Origin of the sequence: Citrobacter sp. Cpo148, assembly GCF_030332375.1 — a bacterium.
GTDB classification, from domain to species: domain Bacteria; phylum Pseudomonadota; class Gammaproteobacteria; order Enterobacterales; family Enterobacteriaceae; genus Citrobacter; species Citrobacter portucalensis.
Window position 1 is genome coordinate 19,297 of the sequence record NZ_JAOWHY010000048.1, and the last position, 20,057, is coordinate 39,353.

The window sequence follows — 20,057 nt, forward strand, 5'->3', positions numbered from 1 at the left end:
CGCAAATGATGCTTAACCTGTTAAGGATATTCCATGAACAGCATAAAACTAGAATGGAAACGTGGTGACTGGGCGGCTTACTTTGGGCTGATGACCAACAACCTGACTAACCTGCTGACAATGATGGGACTACTCATTTTTGTCGTCGGGATCCCTACCGAAATTGTCTATGGTCGCATTGCGCCTGCCTTTGGTCTGGCGGTGCTGGTGGCCAGCGTCTGCTACGCCTGGTTTGGTCTGCAGATGGCTAAGCACACCGGGCGTAACGACGTAACGGCGCTGCCGTCCGGACCGAGTGCACCGTCAATCTTCACCGTGACCTTCCTGGTGCTGATGCCGGTTTATCAGCAAACCAAAGATGCCAACTTCGCTATCCAGATAGCCCTGGTGTGGTGCTTTGTCGAAGCGTTGATCCTGGTCGGTGGCTCCTTCCTGGGCGAGACCATCCGCAAGATGATCCCGCGTACGGTACTGCTTTCTTGTCTGTCCGGCCTGGGGCTGTTGCTGCTGGCGATGAACCCGATGCTGCAGGCATTCGAAGCGCCGACGGTTTCTTTCATCGTCCTGTTGCTGATCTTCATTAACTGGTTCGGTAAGAAGCCGATTTTTGCCCGTATTCCTACCGGTTTACTGCTGCTGATTGCCGGTACGGCCCTGGCGTGGATCTCCGGTTTACAAAGCCCGGAAGCCATTAAAGCGTCGATGTCTTCCTTTGGCTTCAACCCGCCGGAAATTCATGTCGACAGCTTCCTGCAAGGTTTGCCGCACGCACTGCCGTATCTGGCTTCTGCTGTTCCTCTGGGCCTGGCGAACTACATTTTTGACCTTGAGAACATTGAAAGTGCGCACGCGGCGGGGGATGAGTACAACACCCGTAAGGTCATGATGGCGAACGGCTTTGCCTCCATGCTCGGCTGCATGCTGGGTAACCCGTTCCCGGTGACCGTATATGTTGGGCATGCGGGCTGGAAAGCGATGGGGGCCAGCATCGGCTATACCCTCGCTTCAGGCATCACCATGTTCCTGGTGCCGCTGTTTGGGCTGGGCGCGTTTATGCTCGCCATTATTCCGATGACCGCGATAGTGCCGATTCTGGTGTTTATCGGCGTGGTGACCGCCAACCAGGTGGTGCGAGAAACGCCCAAAGTCGAGGTTCCCGTTATCTTCATCTGTCTGTTCCCGTGGATCGCCAACTGGGCATTGACCATCGTCAACAGCGTGATGGGTGCCGCCGGAACTTCCGCGGGGAAACTGGGTAGTGACTTGCTGCACAGCAAAGGTGTCTATTACGACGGACTGGTGCATCTGGGAAGCGGCGCGCCGTTGGCCAGCATGCTGTGGGGCTGCGTCGCTATCTTCGCCATTATGAACAAGCCGTTACGCGGCGCGATTGCCGCAGCCTTTGGCGCGCTGTTATCGCTGTTTGGCGTGATCCACTCTCCGGCGGTTGGCTTTGCGGAAGGCAGCTCGATGATGTTTGTTGTGGCCTACCTGATGATGAGTGGCATGTTTGTCCTCAAGCATGTTCTTGATAGCCGTGAAGCGGTGACTGCGCCTGAGCAGGAACCAACGAAAACGACCTGAATTGCCTGCAAGCGGAAGATAACACTATGAAAGAACTTGTGGTCGTTGCCATTGGCGGCAACAGCATTATCAAAGATAACGCCAGCCAGTCGATTGAACACCAGGCTGAAGCGGTGAAAGCGGTAGCGGATACGGTGCTGGAGATGCTGGCATCGGACTACAACATTGTGCTGACGCACGGTAACGGGCCACAGGTAGGGCTGGATCTGCGGCGTGCGGAAATCGCGCACGAGCGTGAAGGGCTGCCGCTTACCCCGCTGGCAAACTGCGTTGCCGATACGCAGGGCGGTATCGGTTACCTGATCCAACAGGCGCTGAATAACCGTCTGGCGCGGCGCGGTGAGCAGAGGGCAGTTACGGTGGTCACGCAGGTGGAGGTCGACAAAAACGATCCGGGCTTCGCTAATCCGACCAAGCCCATTGGAGCGTTCTTTAGCGAAGTGCAGCGTGATGAACTGCAGCGGGTCAATCCGGGCTGGCGCTTTGTTGAGGATTCGGGGCGCGGCTACCGTCGGGTAGTCGCCTCTCCACAACCGAAGCGCATTGTCGAGGCGGAGGCGATCAAAACGCTGACCCAGCAAGGCTTTGTGGTTATTGGCGCGGGTGGCGGCGGGATCCCGGTGGTGCGTAGCGATCAAGGGGATTACCAGAGCGTGGACGCGGTGATTGATAAAGATCTCTCCACGGCGCTACTGGCGCAGGAGATCCGCGCCGACATTTTGGTGATCACCACCGGCGTCGAGCAGGTCTGTATTCATTTTGGCAAACCCAACCAGCAGGCGCTGGATACGGTGGATGTTGCAACGATGACCCGTTACATGCAGGAGGGTCATTTCCCGCCTGGCAGCATGTTACCCAAGATCGTTGCCAGCCTGGCGTTTCTGGAGCGTGGCGGTAAACGAGTAATCATCACCACGCCGGAATGCCTGCCTGCCGCACTGCGCGGCGAAACGGGCACCCATATTGTCCATTCCTGAGAGGAGACGTGAATGCAGGAAAGTAACAGCCGCCGTGAATTTTTAAGCCAGAGCGGAAAAATGGTGACCGCTGCCGCGCTGTTTGGCGCGGTCGCTCCGGTCGCGTATGCTGCTAATCCTGTCGGGAACACCTGCGGGTCGAAGAGCACAATGACGATTAACGATAAACACTATTACCTGGATAACGTCCTGCTGGAAGCGGGCTTTGATTACGAAAACTCGGTGGTGGTGCACACCCGTACCGCGCTGCAAACCGTTGAAATCCAGGACGGAAAAATCGTTGCGCTGCGCGAGAATAAGCAGCATCCGGATGCGACGCTGCCGCACTACGATGCGGGTGGAAAGTTGATGCTGCCCGCCATGCGCGACATGCACATCCATCTGGATAAAACCTTTTACGGCGGTCCCTGGCGTTCGCTGAACCGTCCGGCTGGCACCACTATTCAGGATATGATCCGCCTGGAACAAAAGCTGCTGCCTGAACTCCAGCCTTATACGCAGGAGCGTGCGGAAAAGCTGATCAATCTGCTGCAATCAAAAGGCACCTCGATCGCCCGCAGCCACTGCAACATAGAACCGGTTTCCGGGCTGAAAAATCTCGAAAACCTGCAGGCGGTACTGGCGCGTCGTCAACCGGGTTTTGTCTGTGAAATCGTGGCATTTCCGCAGCATGGCCTGCTGTTATCAAAATCTGAACCGCTGATGCGCGAAGCGATGCAGGCGGGAGCGCATTACGTCGGCGGTCTGGACCCAACCAGCGTCGATGGGGCGATGGAAAAATCCCTCGACACCATGTTCCAGATTGCGCTGGATTACGATAAAGGCGTAGATATCCATCTGCATGAAACCAGTCCGGCGGGTGTGGCGGCGGTGAATTACATGGTGGAAACGGTGGAGAAAACGCCGCAGTTAAAGGGCAAACTGACCATCAGCCACGCGTTTGCGCTGGCAACGTTGAACGAACATCAGGTAGACACGTTGGCGAGCCGCATGGCGGCACAGCAGATTACCATTGCCTCGACGGTGCCGATCGGTACCTTGCACATGCCGCTCAAGCAGCTGCGCGATAAAGGCGTGGAAGTGATTACCGGAACCGACAGCGTAATTGATCACTGGTCGCCGTATGGGCTGGGCGACATGCTGGAAAAGGCAAATCTGTACGCGCAGCTCTATATTCGCCCCAACGAACTGAACCTGTCGCGGGCGTTATTCCTCGCCACCGGCGATGTGTTGCCGCTTAACGATAAAGGCGAGCGCGTCTGGCCGAAAGCGCAGGATGAAGCCAGCTTTGTGCTGGTGGATGCCTCCTGTTCGGCGGAAGCGGTCGCGCGAATTTCCCCACGCACCGCGACCTTCCATCAAGGGCAACTGGTGTGGGGGAGTGTCGAAAGCTAGCCTGGTTTTACGCGCAGCGGCAAGCGCTGCTGCGCTCTCTTAGTGTTAACCGACGATCCCCATATAGCCGTGAATCCCCATATATAAGCCGACCATCGCAATGAGCACACTGGAAAAATAGGGAGCTTTGCGTGCCATCGTGTTAAATCCGCTCCAGCGTTTGGCCGCCTGCTGCACGCTGATTGCTGCACCCACGCCCACCGTTACCAGCGTCAGCGCCAGTCCGAGGCTGAAGCACAGCACCATGGTCGCGCCCAGCGTGAAGGCTTTGAGCTGGATGCAAATCAGCAGCACCGTAATGGCGGCAGGGCAGGGGATTAACCCGCCGGTCAAACCAAATAGTAATATTTGGCCGTTGGTGACCTCTTTGCCCGCAAAGCGGCGCTGAATATCGGTGGCATGCGCCCGTTCGTGGGCATCCTGATACTCTTTCGAGCCTTCGGTGAGTCCTGCCAGTGCGGCATGGTCGTGATTATGCTCGTGTTCGTGATGATGATGGTGATGATCGTCATCGTGATCATGATGATGGTCATCATGATCATGGTGGTGGTGATACTCGTGATTGTGGTCGTGATGCGTCTGGGCCAGCCAGTTCTGCTCTCCCTGCCAGGTTCGCCAGAACATCCAGAATGCGGTTCCGAGAATAATAATCGCCGAGACAAACTGCAGCCATGGCTCAACGGCCTGGGCAGTAAACGCTTTGCTGATATACATCCCACCGAGCGCAATCAGCCATACCACGGCGGTATGCGACAGCGTTGCTGCCAGCCCCAGCATCACCGCCTGTTTGATGGTCCCCTTAATGGCAATAATAAAGGCCGCCATCATCGTCTTGGAATGCCCCGGCTCCAGGCCGTGTAACACACCCAATAGAATCGCGCTGGGAATGAAAAACCAGGCGTTACCTTGCTGAAGAAGCGTAGAAAACTCACCCATGAGAATGATTCTTAGTTGTTTAATTTCGCCTGATTCTACTCCCCCCCAGTATCAAATACTACCCCCCAGTAGAATGTCGATGGTATTGTCCCTACAGCCAGACGTTAAAAAGGTAAAGTTATGTCACATACGATCCGCGACAAACAAAAGCTGAAAGCCCGAACCAGCAAGATTCAGGGGCAGGTAGCGGCGTTGAAAACCATGCTGGATGAACCGCATGAATGCGCGGCAGTATTGCAGCAAATAGCGGCGATCCGCGGGGCAGTAAACGGATTAATGCGTGAAGTGATTAAAGGTCATCTGACCGAGCACATTGTGCATCAGGGCGATGAACTTAAGCGCGAAGAGGATTTGGATGTGGTCCTGAAAGTGCTGGATTCGTACATCAAATAAGCCAGTCTAACGGCTCATCCACGTTCAATACTGTCCAGTTAAGCATGCAGGGGTGAACATGTTCTTCTTGCTCAGGGTTCCGTTCACCTCAGCAGTGTCATTTATCTGAAGCACAGATACCCGTGAACGTGTAAAGGGCGTTCTTCGCCACGCCCTTTACAATCCCGGCTCCCGGCGGGAAAATTGTTGCTGCGCAATACCCTCCGCTTATTCCTCCAGGCTACCGGGCCGGGCGCGAGGTAGCGTCCATGCAAAACGCGCCCTGAGCCAGCATCCATGCTGGCTCTCCCGGGCTTACGGAAACACGTCGGCAATTTTCAGCCGGACCAGCCCACACCTCACCATCTGCGTTTTTGGTCTGAACAGCAAAAAAGATTTAACTGGAAGTCAGTGCGTTGAAGCGATGACCCTGGTCCGGCTGAAAGTCGATGAGGCGTTGACGACTGACCGGGACTGCCCGCAGGGATGCGGGCAGAGGGGACGGCCTGCATGGACGCAGGCTCGGCCCCGACCCGACAGGCAGACGGCATAAGACGAATGAATCGCGTAGCGACGATTTTCCCGCCGGGAGCCTGGGTTGCAAGGGAGGCGGCGGTGAGCCTCCCTTGCACGTTCACAGGAATCGGTGCTTCAGAGAAACGATGAACATGAGGTGAACGGAACCCTTCTCTGAGATAGCATGTTCATTACTTCCGCCAACACAGGTTGATACTTTCTGAAATTGAGTCGTTAACTGAACGACATCGCACCCACTTCCAGGAGAATGAGCCGCTAAACAACACGTTCTAGCCAAAAAACATCACAGATACGCACAGCAGACCGACAATCAGGGTGATCAGGTTACCCACTGAACGGTACGGCTTCAGCGCCGGGATCAGATAGGTAGACAATGTCGGCATGATAAACAAAATCATGGCAATCAGCGGGCCGCTTATCGCGTAAATCATTGAAATAGCATTAGGATTAATGCAGCAGATGATAAACGTGATAGCCGAGACAAGCATGATGGACAGAGCGCGGTTAAAGGCCCGGCTTTTCTTCACACCCACCTGATGCAACGACGTTTTTACTACCTCCGTTGCCCCTTCAATCACGCCAAAGTAGGTGCCGAGGAACGATTTTGACATCGCGACAACGGCAACGATGATCCCGGAAATCGACAGCCATGCCGGTGCGTTTGGCATCATCGACAGCGCGGAAAGAATCGTCACGCCTTCATTTTTCGCGTCTTCGATATAGTTTGTCGGAATCGAAAGCAAGCAGCTGAAGACGAAAAACAGTACGCTCAGGCAGATGATGACGTAGGCTACCTTCATGATTTTTTTGCATTTACCCATGGCCTGCTCGCCGTATTTCTCTCGTCTGTCGATGGCGAACGTAGAGATAATTGGCGTATGGCTAAAAGCGAAAACCATCACGGGAATAGATATCCAAACCTGATGAAGCGTGTGCTGATCGAAAGACATCTGGCCGGTGAGTAGCGTTGGCTGCCAGCTTCCGGTCAGGTAGAGCGAAAGGAACAAAAAGTACGCGATGAGCGGGAACACCAAAAAGCCCATGACCCGAATAGTGGCTTGTCGGCCCATCAGAAAAATCAGGTTCAGCACCAGCACCACGCCAAGGCTGACCAACATGCGGATCCGCAGATCGATAGTGATATGTTTTGCCAGCTGTTCAGTGAGTGAATTGGTTATCGCTACGGCGTAGATCAGCACCACCACAAAGAAGGCAATAAAATAGAGGGTGGTGATCAGGCTGCCAATCTTCTTGCCGTAGTAGTGGGTAACCGCGCCAGTGATCCCTTCACCAGCCGACGTTTTTGAGGACAGGATAAACTGACACAGCGCCTTGTGCGGCCAGTAGGTTAAAGGCCAGGCGACGAGTGCGGTGATAAACAATACCACCGCGCCTGCAGAACCCAGCTGTATGGGTAGGAATAGGGTTCCTGCGCCGACGGCAGTCCCATATAGTGCGAAGCTCCAGAGAGTCTCTTCTTTTGACCAAAATTTCGACATTATTTGAACGTATCAACTATAAAATAAACAAAAAGAAGCGCAATTTACCACAAATGGCAGGGACTGGGGGAGGTGTGAACAAGCGGGCGAGTGAATGGGACAATAGCCGGAACCGAGAAGATTCCGACTATTATTTTAATTATCAGGCAGTAACGCGCTGCTGGCGGCGCTTCATAACGCGCTCGCGTAACGTGTCATAAGCCCAGTTATAGAACATGGTGTACGGCAGGAAGAACAGGAAGAAACCTATTTCCAGCGTGAATGCCTGAACCAGGCTGACGTTCAGCACATACGCCACGATGCTCACCCCGATCACAATAAAACCGCTCTCGAAGCCTAAGGCGTGAAATGCTCGCACTTTCGCCGTACGTTTTACCAGGTGCGACGGCCACAAACGGTCAAACAGGGCGTTATAAATGATATTCCAGATCATCGCTGTGGTGGCGAGAAGAATGGTCAGTCCGCCCATTTCCAGCACCGAGCGCTGCATCAACCATGCGGTGGTTGGTGCGAGGATCGCGGTGGCAATGCCTTCAAAGCAGACGGCATGAAAAATACGCTCCACTAACGAGCGGCGTTGGACAGTATCGTGTTGCATAACCTAAAACCTTCTTTGATGCCCGGATAACGGAATGGTGGCAATTTTATCGTTTTATGTGATATCTAAAAGATAGTATCCATCGATAAAGTAGATAGTTCATGCGTTATTCTCCTGAAGCATTAACGGCATTTGTGGAGACCGTTTCCTGCGGTTCATTTTCTGCGGCGGCCCGGCGGCTACGTAAAAGCCAATCCACTATCAGTACGGCCATTGCGCATCTGGAAGCCGATCTTGGTTTTGCGCTGTTTGACCGCTCATCCCGCCAGCCAACGCTGACCGAGGAAGGTAAGCGGGTGTTGGGCTATGTGCAGGCTATTCTGACGGCCAGCGAACGTCTCGATGAGGCGGCGATCTCGCTGTCGGGTGAAACTGAGGCGCGTCTGACCTTTGTGCTGTCTGACACGCTGCATCCGGATGTGCTGGAAGAGTTGATGGTGCAGTTTGATCGCAAGTTTCCCCATACCGAGTTTGAATGCCTGATTGGCGAAGATGAAGACGTGATCGATCTGCTGCAAAAAGGACGTGCTCAGGTGGGGTTGATCGAGGCGCGGGAAGATTACCCGACCGACATGGGCGTTACGCGTCTGCCGATGCAAACCTGGATGGGATTATACGTTGCAGCGTCGCATCCGCTCGCGGCTCAAGAAAAACTGCAGTGGGAGCAGCTACACACCTGGCGCGAGCTGCGCTTGAATACCTATCTGGAAAGCGGCACCAACGTGGCGCGCGGCCCCGTCTGGTCTGCTCCTAACTATCTGTTATTGCTAAGTATGGCTGTTCAGGGATTCGGCTGGTGCGCGCTCCCTTGTGCGCTGGTGGAGGAGTTTGCGGCAGAAAAACCACTGGTGCAATTAAAGATGCCTGGCTGGCCAAAGGCTATCTCTATCGATCTGTTGTGGAATAAGAAATCACCGCCTGGTGTGGCAGGAAGCTGGTTGCGTGACCATTTACAGCAGAGTGGCGTTCAGATGACCAATAAGTGATACGAATTTCCTTTGTGATAAAAATCACCGTTTTTAAACAACCTTGATAACTATTTTTAACAATCATCTACTATTGCGGTGTTATTTTGCGCTGAGGTAGTGATGAAAGAGGTTGTGATCGTCGGGGCATTAAGGACACCGATTGGCTGCTTCCAGGGGACGCTGGCGCGCCACTCTGCCGTTGAGTTAGGCAGCATGGTGGTCAAGGCGTTACTGGAACGCACGGGCGTGGACGTTCACGCTGTAGATGAAGTGATCCTCGGACAGGTGCTTACCGCAGGTGCCGGGCAGAACCCTGCGCGTCAGTCTGCCATCAATGGTGGACTACCCAATACCGTTTCCGCCATCACCATTAACGATGTCTGTGGCTCGGGTCTGAAAGCGCTGCATCTGGCGACCCAGGCTATCCAGTGTGGCGAAGCCGACATTGTGATTGCGGGCGGGCAAGAGAATATGAGCCGTGCACCGCATGTCCTTACCGATAGCCGCACTGGCGCACAGCTGGGGAACAGCCAACTGGTCGACAGCCTGGTACATGACGGTCTGTGGGATGCCTTCAACGATTATCACATGGGCGTTACCGCGGAAAACCTGGCGCGAGAATACGGAATCAGCCGCGAATTGCAGGATGCCTACGCGCTGCACTCGCAGCACAAAGCGCGGATGGCAATTGATGCCGGACGCTTTAAAGATGAAATCGTGCCGGTGGTAACACAGCGTAATGGGCAATCGTTCGTGGTGGACACCGACGAACAACCGCGTACCGATGCCAGCGCCGAGGGGCTGGCGCGTCTGGATCCTACCTTTGACAGACTCGGTTCGGTAACGGCGGGTAACGCGTCATCCATCAACGACGGTGCCGCTGCGGTGATGATGATGAGCGAGGCCAAGGCGCAGGAACTTAACTTACCTGTGTTGGCCCGTATTCGCGCCTTTGCCAGCGTCGGAGTCGACCCTGCGCTCATGGGGATTGCGCCAGTGTATGCAACACGCCGCTGCCTTGAGCGCGTGGGCTGGCAACTGGCTGATGTTGATCTTATCGAAGCTAATGAAGCCTTCGCCGCGCAGGCATTATCCGTTGGGAAAATGCTGGAGTGGGATGAACGGCGGGTGAATGTGAACGGCGGGGCCATTGCGCTCGGCCATCCGATTGGCGCTTCTGGCTGTCGTATTCTGGTTTCGCTGGTACATGAAATGGTGAAGCGTCGGGCGCACAAAGGACTGGCAACGCTGTGTATTGGTGGTGGTCAGGGGGTGGCGCTCGCTATCGAACGAGACTAATTTCCCTTCGATTTCTCTGCTTAAACGCCTTTTCTGATGACTTTCTCCTGCATCTATAAAAAAGCCCTCCAGCAGGAGGGCAAGGCCAGTTACAGAAACATACACTCTAAACCCTGCCAACATATCAAAACGTTGTTTCATTTCATGTGATTGATAGCGCACTTTGTTAGAAAAGGTGTGTGAATGACGTATGAGCCTGGCTGTATTTTCAATATCTTACCCCTGCCACTAATGATTAACTCTTTTGTGTTTTTATCTATCTAATTGTTTTAAATGATTTTATTGAAACAAATTTTGCGATTTATATGCGCTAGCGTGATCGCACTTACACTTTTGATAATAAGATGCGGAAAAAGTGAAACATCGTTTTAGTTATAATTGAAAACACATTCAGGGAGGGATATCATGAGCGCATAAGATAAAACGGAACAGCGTTTTGCTATTCGTTTAAGCATTCACGGTCAATTTATCACTGGAGGTAAATGTGGACGTAAGACAAAGTATCCATAGTGCGCATGCGAAAACCCTGGACACTCAGGGGCTGCGTAATGAGTTTTTGGTCGAAGAAGTGTTTGTCGCAGATGAATACACCATGGTCTACAGCCACATCGACCGCATCATTGTTGGCGGCATTATGCCAGTGGCCAAAACCGTCTCTGTGGGTGGCGAAGTCGGCAAACAGCTGGGCGTAACCTATTTCCTCGAACGTCGTGAGCTGGGTGTGATCAATATCGGCGGCCCGGGCACGATTACCGTTGACGGCCAGTGCTATGAAATTGGCCATCGCGACGCGCTGTACGTCGGAAAAGGGGCAAAAGAAGTGGTGTTCGCCAGTATTGATACGGCGAAACCGGCGAAGTTTTACTACAACTGCGCGCCGGCACACACGACTTACCCAACTAAGAAAGTCACGCCTGCAGACGTTGCGCCAGTGACGCTGGGCGATGACCTCACCAGTAACCGTCGTACCATCAACAAATACTTTGTGCCGGATGTTCTGGAAACCTGCCAGTTGAGCATGGGTCTGACTGAGCTGGCTCCGGGTAACCTGTGGAACACCATGCCGTGTCATACCCATGAACGTCGTATGGAAGTCTATTTCTACTTCAATATGGAAGAAGATACCTGCGTCTTCCACATGATGGGTCAGCCTCAGGAAACGCGTCATATTGTGATGCACAACGAGCAGGCGGTGATTTCTCCAAGCTGGTCTATTCACTCCGGTGTCGGCACAAAAGCTTATACGTTCATTTGGGGCATGGTCGGCGAAAACCAGGTCTTTGATGATATGGACCATGTTGCAGTAAAAGATCTGCGCTAGTTGCGGGCGACAGCCGTGCCTGCTGCGGCGGGCATTATAAAAAAATTAAGGATTTACAATGATTTTGAATGCATTCTCTCTTGAAGGTAAAGTCGCCGTTGTGACCGGTTGTGACACAGGTTTGGGTCAGGGTATGGCGCTGGGTCTGGCTGAAGCGGGCTGCGATATCGTCGGTATCAACATTGTTGAACCGACAGAAACCATCGAACGCGTGACCGCACTGGGCCGCCGTTTTTTAAGCCTGACCGCCGATCTGCGTCAAATCGATGGTATTCCGGCACTGCTGGAGCGCGCAGTGGCAGAATTCGGCCATATCGATATTCTGGTCAACAACGCGGGTCTTATCCGTCGTGACGATGCGATCGACTTCAGCGAAAAAGACTGGGATGACGTGATGAACCTGAACATTAAGAGCGTGTTCTTTATGTCTCAGGCCGCGGCGAAGCACTTTATCGCTCAGGGTAACGGCGGCAAAATTATCAATATCGCCTCTATGCTTTCCTTCCAGGGCGGGATCCGCGTGCCGTCTTACACCGCATCTAAAAGTGGCGTAATGGGTGTTACCCGTCTGATGGCGAACGAGTGGGCAAAACATAACATCAACGTCAACGCGATTGCACCAGGTTACATGGCGACGAATAACACCCAACAGCTGCGTGCTGATGAGCAACGTAGCGCAGAGATCCTCGATCGTATCCCGGCGGGTCGTTGGGGTCTGCCGAGCGATCTGATGGGGCCTGTCGTGTTCCTGGCGTCCAGCGCATCTGACTATATCAACGGCTATACCGTTGCAGTAGATGGCGGCTGGCTGGCACGTTAATTCGCTTTCCAGAACCGTTAAACCCTGCCCTCTGGCAGGGTTTTTTTATATTCGGATCATTAAAATCCATATTATGGTTATAAATTATTCCATATTAAATTTCATATGTATAAATTTATTGTTTTTAATATTCTTTAATATCAACGAATTAAATTTAATTGAGTGATTGTCGGTAAATTTTAAAATTGGAATGTCCATCACATAACCATGTGGTGTAGCTATTTAATCCATGTTTTTGCCGTTTCCCGCCTGACGCTTCCTGCAAGGGATCCCTTACTTTCAATGGCATGGTTACTCTGTATCTGGCAGGAAAAAATGGTCTCAATAAATAATGATGCTGCTTTAGCGCCGCGCCCAGTGCGCGATACGCGACGTATGAATATGTTTGTTTCTATCTCTGCGGCTGTCGCAGGGTTGTTATTCGGCCTGGATATTGGCGTGATTGCTGGCGCGTTGCCTTTTATCACCGATCACTTTGTGTTGACCAGCCGCCTGCAGGAGTGGGTGGTAAGCAGCATGATGCTGGGTGCGGCAATTGGTGCGCTGTTTAACGGTTGGTTGTCATTCCGCCTGGGGCGCAAATACAGCCTGATGGCGGGCGCGATCCTTTTCGTCGTCGGATCTCTGGGCTCGGCGTTTGCCTCCAGTGTAGAAATGCTCATTTTTGCCCGCGTGGTGCTGGGCGTTGCGGTGGGGATCGCGTCTTACACCGCACCGCTCTATCTCTCCGAAATGGCCAGCGAAAACGTGCGTGGCAAGATGATCAGTATGTATCAGCTGATGGTGACGCTGGGCATCGTTCTGGCCTTTTTGTCCGATACCGCGTTCAGCTACAGCGGTAACTGGCGCGCTATGCTTGGCGTGCTGGCGCTTCCGGCTGTATTGCTGATTATTCTGGTTGTTTTCTTGCCCAACAGCCCGCGCTGGCTGGCGGAGAAAGGTCGCCACATCGAAGCTGAAGAAGTACTGCGCATGTTGCGCGATACGTCAGAAAAAGCCCGCGATGAGCTGAACGAAATCCGTGAAAGCCTGAAGCTGAAGCAAGGTGGTTGGGCGCTGTTTAAAATTAACCGTAACGTGCGTCGCGCGGTTTTCCTCGGAATGTTACTGCAGGCGATGCAGCAGTTCACCGGGATGAACATCATCATGTATTACGCGCCGCGCATTTTTAAAATGGCGGGTTTTACCACCACAGAGCAGCAGATGATTGCCACGCTGGTAGTTGGCTTAACGTTTATGTTCGCCACTTTTATTGCCGTCTTCACGGTCGACAAAGCAGGACGTAAACCGGCGCTGAAAATTGGTTTCAGCGTAATGGCCATCGGGACGCTGGTGCTCGGATATTGCCTGATGCAGTTTGATAATGGCACGGCTTCCAGTGGGCTATCCTGGCTGTCAGTTGGCATGACGATGATGTGTATTGCAGGCTATGCAATGAGCGCCGCGCCGGTGGTGTGGATCCTGTGTTCGGAAATTCAGCCGCTGAAATGCCGTGATTTTGGTATTACCTGCTCCACCACCACCAACTGGGTGTCGAACATGATCATTGGCGCAACGTTCCTGACGCTGCTCGACAGCATTGGCGCCGCCGGTACGTTCTGGCTTTATACCGCGCTGAACGTTGTGTTTATCGGTATTACGTTCTGGCTGATTCCAGAAACCAAAAACGTCACGCTGGAGCATATCGAACGTAAGCTGATGGCGGGCGAGAAGTTAAGAGATATTGGGGTGTAAGTCAGACAAGCATGCCGGATAGCGATTCAGCCTTGTCCGGCCGGCGAGTGGAGTCTCTTACAGGCCGGGAAAGCGTCAACGCGACCCGGCTTTTTTATTTAGCACCTTACCCGTGCAGAAAATCTTCGCGAATTGGGGTAAAGGTATCCAACAGCGTTCCCGGTTTTAAGCAGACGCAGCCATGCATAATGTTGGGCTGTTTATACAGGGTATCGCCCGCCCTAACGATATGTTTCTCTTCGCCGATGGTAAATTCAAACTCACCGGACAACACGTAAGTCAGCTGTTCGTGCGGATGATTGTGCATCGGGCCGATTGCGCCTTGCTCGAAGTTCACCTCAACCGCCATCATGTTACCGCCGTGAGCAAGAATGCGCCGGGTAACGCCATTGCCCAGATCGTCAAGCGTGGTCTCTTTATGAAAAATAAACATCCGACCTTCCTGTAATTAATTAAAACAATGTTTCATTAAACCTATATCAGAAAATTAAAAAAAGAAATGCACGCCAACAGATGTGGAAAGTTGATCACATCTTTGGTTCACTGGAGAGACAACAACGAGTCAGGGGAAATGATGAAAACGATCGGTCTGTTAGGCGGTATGAGCTGGGAATCTACCATTCCTTATTATCGACTCATTAATGAAGGCATAAAACAGCGTCTGGGCGGTCTGCATTCTGCGCAGATTCTGTTGCACAGCGTGGATTTTCACGAGATTGAAGTCTGCCAGTCAAGCGGTGACTGGCAGCGAGCCGGTGAGATCCTCGCGCAGGCCGCCACAGGGCTACAGCAAGCCGGGGCGCAAGGAATTGTGCTGTGTACCAACACCATGCACAAAGTTGCTGAGGCGATTGAAAGCGCCTGTGACGTGCCGTTTCTGCATATTGCTGACGCGACGGGTCGGGCGATACAAAAGCAGCAGATGAACAACGTGGCGCTACTGGGTACGCGTTACACCATGGAGCAGGATTTTTACCGCGGGCGTTTACAGACTGAATTCGGCATTAGCACGTTGATCCCTGAAGCTGATGATCGTCAGAAAATAAACCAGATTATTTTCGATGAGCTGTGTCTCGGTGAATTCAGCGAGGCTTCCCGCGATTATTACCTGGGCGTCATCGACCAACTGGCGAAACAGGGGGCGCAAGGGGTGATCTTTGGCTGTACCGAGATTGGTCTGCTGGTTCCCACCGAGCTAAGCCCACTACCGGTTTTCGACACCGCGGCAATCCATGCGCAAGATGCGGTGGCGTTTATGCTTTCGGCTGTGGATGCAAAATAGCCTCCAGCGGGTCAATAAGCCTCGGTAGATGGGCCTGCAGATGCGCCGTAAAAGCATCAACCAGCGCCGAGGCGGGGCGATGAAGCGGGTGAATCAGGCTGACTGTAAAGGGTACCGAAATACTGAAGCGGCGGATAACGACTCCGCTGCTGGCGTAATCCAGCGCGGTCAGTGGGTTCACCACCGAGATCCCCACGCCTGCCCGTACCATTGCACAAATTGAAGCGGCGCTATGGGTTTCAATCACCATGCGGCGCTTCACCTGGTGCTCATTAAACAGGGTATCCAGTAGCTGACGGTAGCTGTCGGTGCGCGACAGGCTGATGTAGTTTTCTCCCTGAAAATCCTGCGGCGTTAACACCGCTTTCTTAGTCAGCGGATGGCCCTGCGGCAGCACGCACACTTCATCCAGCGCCAGCAATTCGGTGCGTTTCGTTCCGGCAGGCGTATGCAGCGTTTCCGTTAACCCCAGATCGTGGCGCTGCGCCGACAGCCACTCTTCCAGCAGCGGTGACTCCTGCGGCACTATCTGAATATTGACCTGTGGATAGCGTGCGAGGAATGGCTGCAGCAGCGGCGGTAAAAAAGACTGTGAGAATACCGGCAGGCAAACAATCGACAATTCGCCCTGGCGAAACTCGCGCAGGCTTTCGGCGGCGCTCACAATTCTGTCCAGGCCATACCACGAACGTTGCACCTCTTCAAACAGACGTAACCCTTGCACGGTTGGATGCAGTCGGCCACGCGTACGTTCAAACAGCGTTAATCCCAGCACTTTCTCGAATCGGGCCAGTTCCCGGCTGACGGTGGGCTGCGAGGTATGTAGCATGCGCGCAGCTTCCGTCAGATTACCTGCCGTCATGATGGCGTGAAAAATTTCGATGTGTCGCAGGTTAACGGCGGGCATGGGCAATCCTCGAATGAATCAATCCATATCATTTTTGCATAGACTTACGATAAAACGATATTTTTTATTCTTTTCGGGCTGTGGCGTAATCATAAAAAAGCCAATATCGGAGCACACTATGCCACGCCCACTCAATAGTACTGACACTGACCTGACCGCCGACAACCTGCTACGCCTGCCTGCCGAATTCGGCTGCCCGGTGTGGGTCTATGATGCGCAGATTATCCGCGGGCAGATTGCCAAATTGAGTCAGTTTGACGTGGTGCGTTTCGCCCAGAAGGCATGTTCGAATATTCATATTTTGCGCCTGATGCGCGAGCAGGGCGTGAAGGTTGATTCCGTCTCGCTTGGCGAAATTGAACGTGCGCTGGCGGCAGGCTTCGTACCGGGGAAAGATGAAATCGTCTTTACCGCCGATATGATTGATGAAGCGACGCTCGCGCGGGTGCATGAATTGAGCATTCCGGTAAATGCCGGGTCGGTGGATATGTTGGAACAACTGGGCCAGGTCTCGCCGGGCCATCGCGTGTGGCTACGCGTAAACCCTGGCTTTGGGCATGGGCACAGTCAGAAAACCAATACCGGCGGCGAAAACAGCAAGCACGGGATCTGGTATAGCGATCTTCCCGCGGCGCTGGAGGTGATTCAGCGCTATAAGCTGAAGCTGGTGGGGATTCATATGCATATCGGCTCCGGCGTGGACTATGCGCATCTGGAGCAGGTGTGCGGTGCGATGGTGCGCCAGGTGGTTGAATTTGGCCAGGATCTGGAGGCGATCTCCGCAGGTGGCGGTTTATCAATCCCGTATCACGAAGGCGAAGAGGCGATCGATACCGATCACTACTTTGGATTGTGGAACGCTGCGCGTGAACAGATTGCTAAACACCTGGGTCACCCGATCGCGCTTGAGATAGAGCCTGGTCGTTTTCTGGTCGCGGAAGCTGGCGTGTTAGTGGCGCAGGTACGTAGCGTAAAAGAAATGGGCAGCCGTCACTTTGTGCTGATCGATGCGGGCTTCAACGATCTAATGCGCCCGGCCATGTACGGTAGCTATCACCATATCTCAGCGCTGTCAGGAGATGGTCGCTCTCTGGAGCACACACCGCAACGGGAAACCGTGGTAGCCGGGCCGCTGTGCGAATCTGGCGACGTGTTTACCCAGCAGGAGGGCGGAAATGTGGAAACCCGTCTGTTGCCTGCGGTGGTGCCGGGCGATTATCTGGTGCTGCATGATACCGGGGCGTACGGCGCGTCAATGTCGTCAAACTACAATAGCCGTCCGCTGCTGCCGGAAGTTTTGTTCGATAACGGCGTGGCGCGGCTGATTCGCCGTCGCCAGACCATTGATGAGCTGTTAGCGCTGGAATTAATCTGATTACAGCGTTGTGAAATGCCGGATGGCGCTACGCTTATCCGGCCTACAAGATTAACTGCGCCGCCATCCGGCATTTGATTACTTAAAGTATGGCCCGAGCGTTACTGAGTCACGTAGTACCAGTTTGCCGGTGAACGGTGGGATTGGCTCGACGCTCTCGCCGTTGGCCAGCCGGATAGCCTGGTCGATTGCCGTGGTTATCATGGTATCAATCGGCAGATAAACGGTAGACAGCCCCGGCTCCAGCCATTTGGCGCTGGGCGCATCATCAAAACCAAACAGTGAGACGTCCGTTGGGATCCTCAGCCCGGCCTGATGTAACGCTTTTGATGCGCCTAATGCCATGTCATCGTTACAGGCGAACAGGGCGCTAAATTTTACCCCTTCCTCCAGCAGTTCACGGCAGGCCTCATAGCCTCGCGTCATCGTGGAGTCGCCGTATTTGACCTTATCGGGATCCCAGGGAATACCGTTTTTTTCCAGCGCCTTACGATACCCCATCAGGCGGGATTTACCGGTAGGCGTATGGCCTGGCACAGTGATACAAGCAATATCGCTATGTCCCTGCGAGATCAGATAATTGACCGCCTGATAGGCCGCGTCTTCCTGTTCAAAGAAAATTGCGCGATCGCGGGCCTGGCTGACATCACGGTTGATGACCAGCAAGGGCATAGCAATGCTGTTCATCAACGACATAATCGCCTTTTCACTCATATAGCGGGTATAGAGAATAATGGCGTCGCACTGCCTGTCCGCCAGCATTTGCACGGCTTCCTGCTCACGCTCTGGTGTGTCGTGTCCGTCGGTGACGATCAACTGCTTGCCGTGAGATTCCGTCTGGCGTGAAGCCTGTTGCAGCAGGCGGCCAAAGTAGAATCCATCAAATGTGGAAACTACCAGACCAATGCTGTTGCTGGTGCGGTTTGCCAAAGAGCGCGCTAAAAAATTAGGCCGATAATCAAGTGCCTGCATGGCCTTAAACACTTTCTGGCGCGTACTCTCTTTTACCTGACCCGTGCCATTCAGTACGCGCGAAACGGTCGCTTTTGATACGCCTGCGTGTCGTGAAACGTCCAACATCGTAGTCATAACGCTATCCTGGTTATTCGTTTGACGATGAATTCCCCGGCTCTGTCAGCGTCGAAACGGAATGGCGACGCACCAGAGTTGGGTTAAAAACGTGGGTAATTTCAGGCACGGGACGCTTCTCCGCCAGCGCGAGCGCCAGTTCGGCAGCCTGGGTTGCCATCGTCACGATCGGGTAGCGCACCGTGGTCAGACGCGGGCGCACGTAGCGGGAAACCAGCACATCATCAAAACCAATCAGCGAGATTTCTCCCGGCACATCAATGCCGTTATCATTCAATACGCCCATGGCACCAGCCGCCATTGAGTCGTTGTAGCAGGCTACCGCAGTGAAGTTTTTGCCACGGCCAAGTAACTCGGTCATGGCCTGCTCACCGCCACTTTCATCCGGTTCACCAAACGTTACCAGTCGATCGCTGACAGGAATATTGCTCTCTGCCAGCGCGTCGTAATAGCCCTGCAGACGATCTTCAGCATCTGAAATCGTGTGATTGGAGCACAGATAGCCAATGCGCGTATGGCCCTGCTGAATGAGGTGTCGGGTCGCGAGCCATGCGCCGAAACGGTCATCAAGGGCAACGCAGCGTTGTTCGAATCCCGGCAGAATTCGGTTAATCAATACCATGCCGGGGATTTGCTTCATGAGCGATGCCAGCTCAGCATCCGGGATAATTTTTGCGTGGACAACAAGGGCTGCGCAGCGGTGGCGAATGAGCTGTTCAATCGCCAGTCGTTCCTTCTGTTCGTTATGGTAGCCGTTACCAATCAGTAAAAAATTACCGGTGTTATACGCCACCTGCTCGACAGCTTTAACCATTGCCCCAAAAAATGGATCGGACACATCACCTACCACCAGACCGATGGTTTCAGTGGATTGTTGTGCCAGCGCACGCGCATTGGCGTTGGGGTGGTAGCTGAGTGATTCCATTGCACTCGTTACGGCCAGGCGCGATGCTTCGCTGGCTTTAGGGGAATCATTAATCACTCGAGAAACGGTGGCGACTGATACACCAGCTAGTCGGGCTACATCCTTTATGGTCGCCATGATAGTACCTGTTGTGGGTAAACGCTTACATTCCGTCAGTGTTACGGAAAATGGCTGGCTGTTCAAGCAGATTGCCCGTCAGAAGGTCGCAAATGTGAGCGCACACGAGCGAAGTAAGACAGAAAATAGAAAATGCTAATTTTTGCTTACACTTTGCGATGTGCTGTTGCGATTGTTCGCTGGTGAGGGAACTGAGCAGATTGCTAGAGTTGAGATCCCAGAGGTATTGATAGGTGAAATCAACTTTCGGGTTGATCACTAGAATTACACCAGCCTGCGCAGATGCGCAGGTTTTTTTTTACCTTCAGCCTATCTGTAACAG

18 protein-coding genes are annotated in these 20,057 nt (G+C 53.4%); 11 read left to right on the plus strand and 7 right to left on the minus strand.

Annotation, left to right across the window (positions count from 1 at the left end):
* Positions 1-33 precede the first annotated feature (33 nt).
* The 3 genes from OGY10_RS18785 to OGY10_RS18795 are packed head-to-tail and all read left to right on the plus strand — an operon-like array spanning position 34 to position 3,956.
* Positions 34-1,584, plus strand: a complete 1,551-nt coding sequence (locus OGY10_RS18785) for a hypothetical protein (RefSeq protein WP_003825560.1) — start codon at positions 34-36, stop codon at positions 1,582-1,584.
* Between the two features lie 26 nt (positions 1,585-1,610).
* Positions 1,611-2,561: a carbamate kinase family protein gene (locus OGY10_RS18790; protein ID WP_008785727.1), complete on the plus strand. Its 951-nt coding sequence runs from the start codon at positions 1,611-1,613 to the stop codon at positions 2,559-2,561.
* 12 nt (positions 2,562-2,573) lie between these two features.
* Positions 2,574-3,956, plus strand: coding sequence for an amidohydrolase family protein (locus OGY10_RS18795; protein ID WP_191226825.1), 1,383 nt, complete (start codon positions 2,574-2,576; stop codon positions 3,954-3,956).
* Between the two features lie 45 nt (positions 3,957-4,001).
* Here the strand turns inward: OGY10_RS18795 and OGY10_RS18800 are convergent, their stop codons facing one another.
* Entirely contained in the window at positions 4,002-4,892 is an 891-nt protein-coding gene (locus OGY10_RS18800; protein ID WP_191226826.1) for a nickel/cobalt efflux protein RcnA, read from the minus strand.
* A gap of 120 nt (positions 4,893-5,012) precedes the next feature.
* Between OGY10_RS18800 and rcnR the strand changes: the two genes are divergently transcribed.
* The gene (gene rcnR / locus OGY10_RS18805) at positions 5,013-5,285 is read left to right on the plus strand and encodes a Ni(II)/Co(II)-binding transcriptional repressor RcnR (RefSeq protein ID WP_191226827.1); all 273 of its coding nucleotides are present in this window, start codon (positions 5,013-5,015) and stop codon (positions 5,283-5,285) included.
* 785 nt (positions 5,286-6,070) lie between these two features.
* Here the strand turns inward: rcnR and OGY10_RS18810 are convergent.
* Complete coding sequence (locus OGY10_RS18810) at positions 6,071-7,300, minus strand: amino acid permease (protein WP_008785724.1); 1,230 nt, start codon at positions 7,298-7,300, stop codon at positions 6,071-6,073.
* A 142-nt stretch (positions 7,301-7,442) separates the two neighbouring features.
* Entirely contained in the window at positions 7,443-7,898 is a 456-nt protein-coding gene (locus OGY10_RS18815; protein ID WP_008785723.1) for a multidrug/biocide efflux PACE transporter, read from the minus strand.
* Between the two features lie 101 nt (positions 7,899-7,999).
* Between OGY10_RS18815 and OGY10_RS18820 the strand changes: the two genes are divergently transcribed.
* The 5 genes from OGY10_RS18820 to araE all read left to right on the plus strand — a co-directional run bounded on the left by OGY10_RS18820 (position 8,000) and on the right by araE (position 14,040).
* A complete protein-coding gene (locus OGY10_RS18820) occupies positions 8,000-8,884 on the plus strand; it encodes a LysR family transcriptional regulator (protein ID WP_008785722.1) in 885 nt (294 codons plus the stop codon).
* Positions 8,885-8,986: 102 nt separating this feature from the next.
* Positions 8,987-10,165 carry an acetyl-CoA C-acetyltransferase gene (locus OGY10_RS18825; RefSeq protein WP_032944867.1) on the plus strand — a complete coding sequence of 393 codons (1,179 nt, stop codon included), beginning with the start codon at positions 8,987-8,989 and terminating at the stop codon, positions 10,163-10,165.
* Between the two features lie 484 nt (positions 10,166-10,649).
* Positions 10,650-11,486 (plus strand): 5-dehydro-4-deoxy-D-glucuronate isomerase, encoded by an 837-nt coding sequence (kduI, locus tag OGY10_RS18830; RefSeq protein ID WP_048215619.1) that lies wholly within the window; start codon positions 10,650-10,652, stop codon positions 11,484-11,486.
* 58 nt (positions 11,487-11,544) lie between these two features.
* On the plus strand, positions 11,545-12,306 hold the full coding sequence (gene kduD / locus OGY10_RS18835; protein WP_003033923.1) for a 2-dehydro-3-deoxy-D-gluconate 5-dehydrogenase KduD: 762 nt from the start codon (positions 11,545-11,547) through the stop codon (positions 12,304-12,306).
* Between the two features lie 315 nt (positions 12,307-12,621).
* Positions 12,622-14,040, plus strand: a complete 1,419-nt coding sequence (gene araE, locus OGY10_RS18840) for an arabinose-proton symporter AraE (protein ID WP_003033926.1) — start codon at positions 12,622-12,624, stop codon at positions 14,038-14,040.
* 106 nt (positions 14,041-14,146) lie between these two features.
* Here araE and OGY10_RS18845 read toward each other — a convergent pair whose 3' ends face one another.
* Positions 14,147-14,473, minus strand: coding sequence for a cupin domain-containing protein (locus OGY10_RS18845; protein WP_003825583.1), 327 nt, complete (start codon positions 14,471-14,473; stop codon positions 14,147-14,149).
* A gap of 141 nt (positions 14,474-14,614) precedes the next feature.
* On the opposite strand from OGY10_RS18845, the gene OGY10_RS18850 reads away from it, so the two are divergent.
* On the plus strand, positions 14,615-15,322 hold the full coding sequence (locus tag OGY10_RS18850; protein ID WP_048236705.1) for an aspartate/glutamate racemase: 708 nt from the start codon (positions 14,615-14,617) through the stop codon (positions 15,320-15,322).
* Here the strand turns inward: OGY10_RS18850 and OGY10_RS18855 are convergent.
* A complete protein-coding gene (locus OGY10_RS18855) occupies positions 15,294-16,229 on the minus strand; it encodes a LysR family transcriptional regulator (protein ID WP_008785717.1) in 936 nt (311 codons plus the stop codon). The two genes, OGY10_RS18850 and OGY10_RS18855, sit on opposite strands and share 29 nt — an antisense overlap.
* A 118-nt stretch (positions 16,230-16,347) precedes the next feature.
* Here OGY10_RS18855 and lysA point away from each other — a divergent pair, with 118 nt between their 5' ends.
* Positions 16,348-17,604, plus strand: coding sequence for a diaminopimelate decarboxylase (gene lysA / locus OGY10_RS18860; RefSeq protein ID WP_008785716.1), 1,257 nt, complete (start codon positions 16,348-16,350; stop codon positions 17,602-17,604).
* Positions 17,605-17,682: 78 nt separating this feature from the next.
* Here the strand turns inward: lysA and OGY10_RS18865 are convergent, their stop codons facing one another.
* On the minus strand, positions 17,683-18,693 hold the full coding sequence (locus OGY10_RS18865) for a LacI family DNA-binding transcriptional regulator (RefSeq protein WP_008785715.1): 1,011 nt from the start codon (positions 18,691-18,693) through the stop codon (positions 17,683-17,685).
* 13 nt (positions 18,694-18,706) lie between these two features.
* A complete protein-coding gene (galR, locus tag OGY10_RS18870; RefSeq protein ID WP_008785714.1) occupies positions 18,707-19,735 on the minus strand; it encodes an HTH-type transcriptional regulator GalR in 1,029 nt (342 codons plus the stop codon).
* Positions 19,736-20,057: the final 322 nt, after the last annotated feature.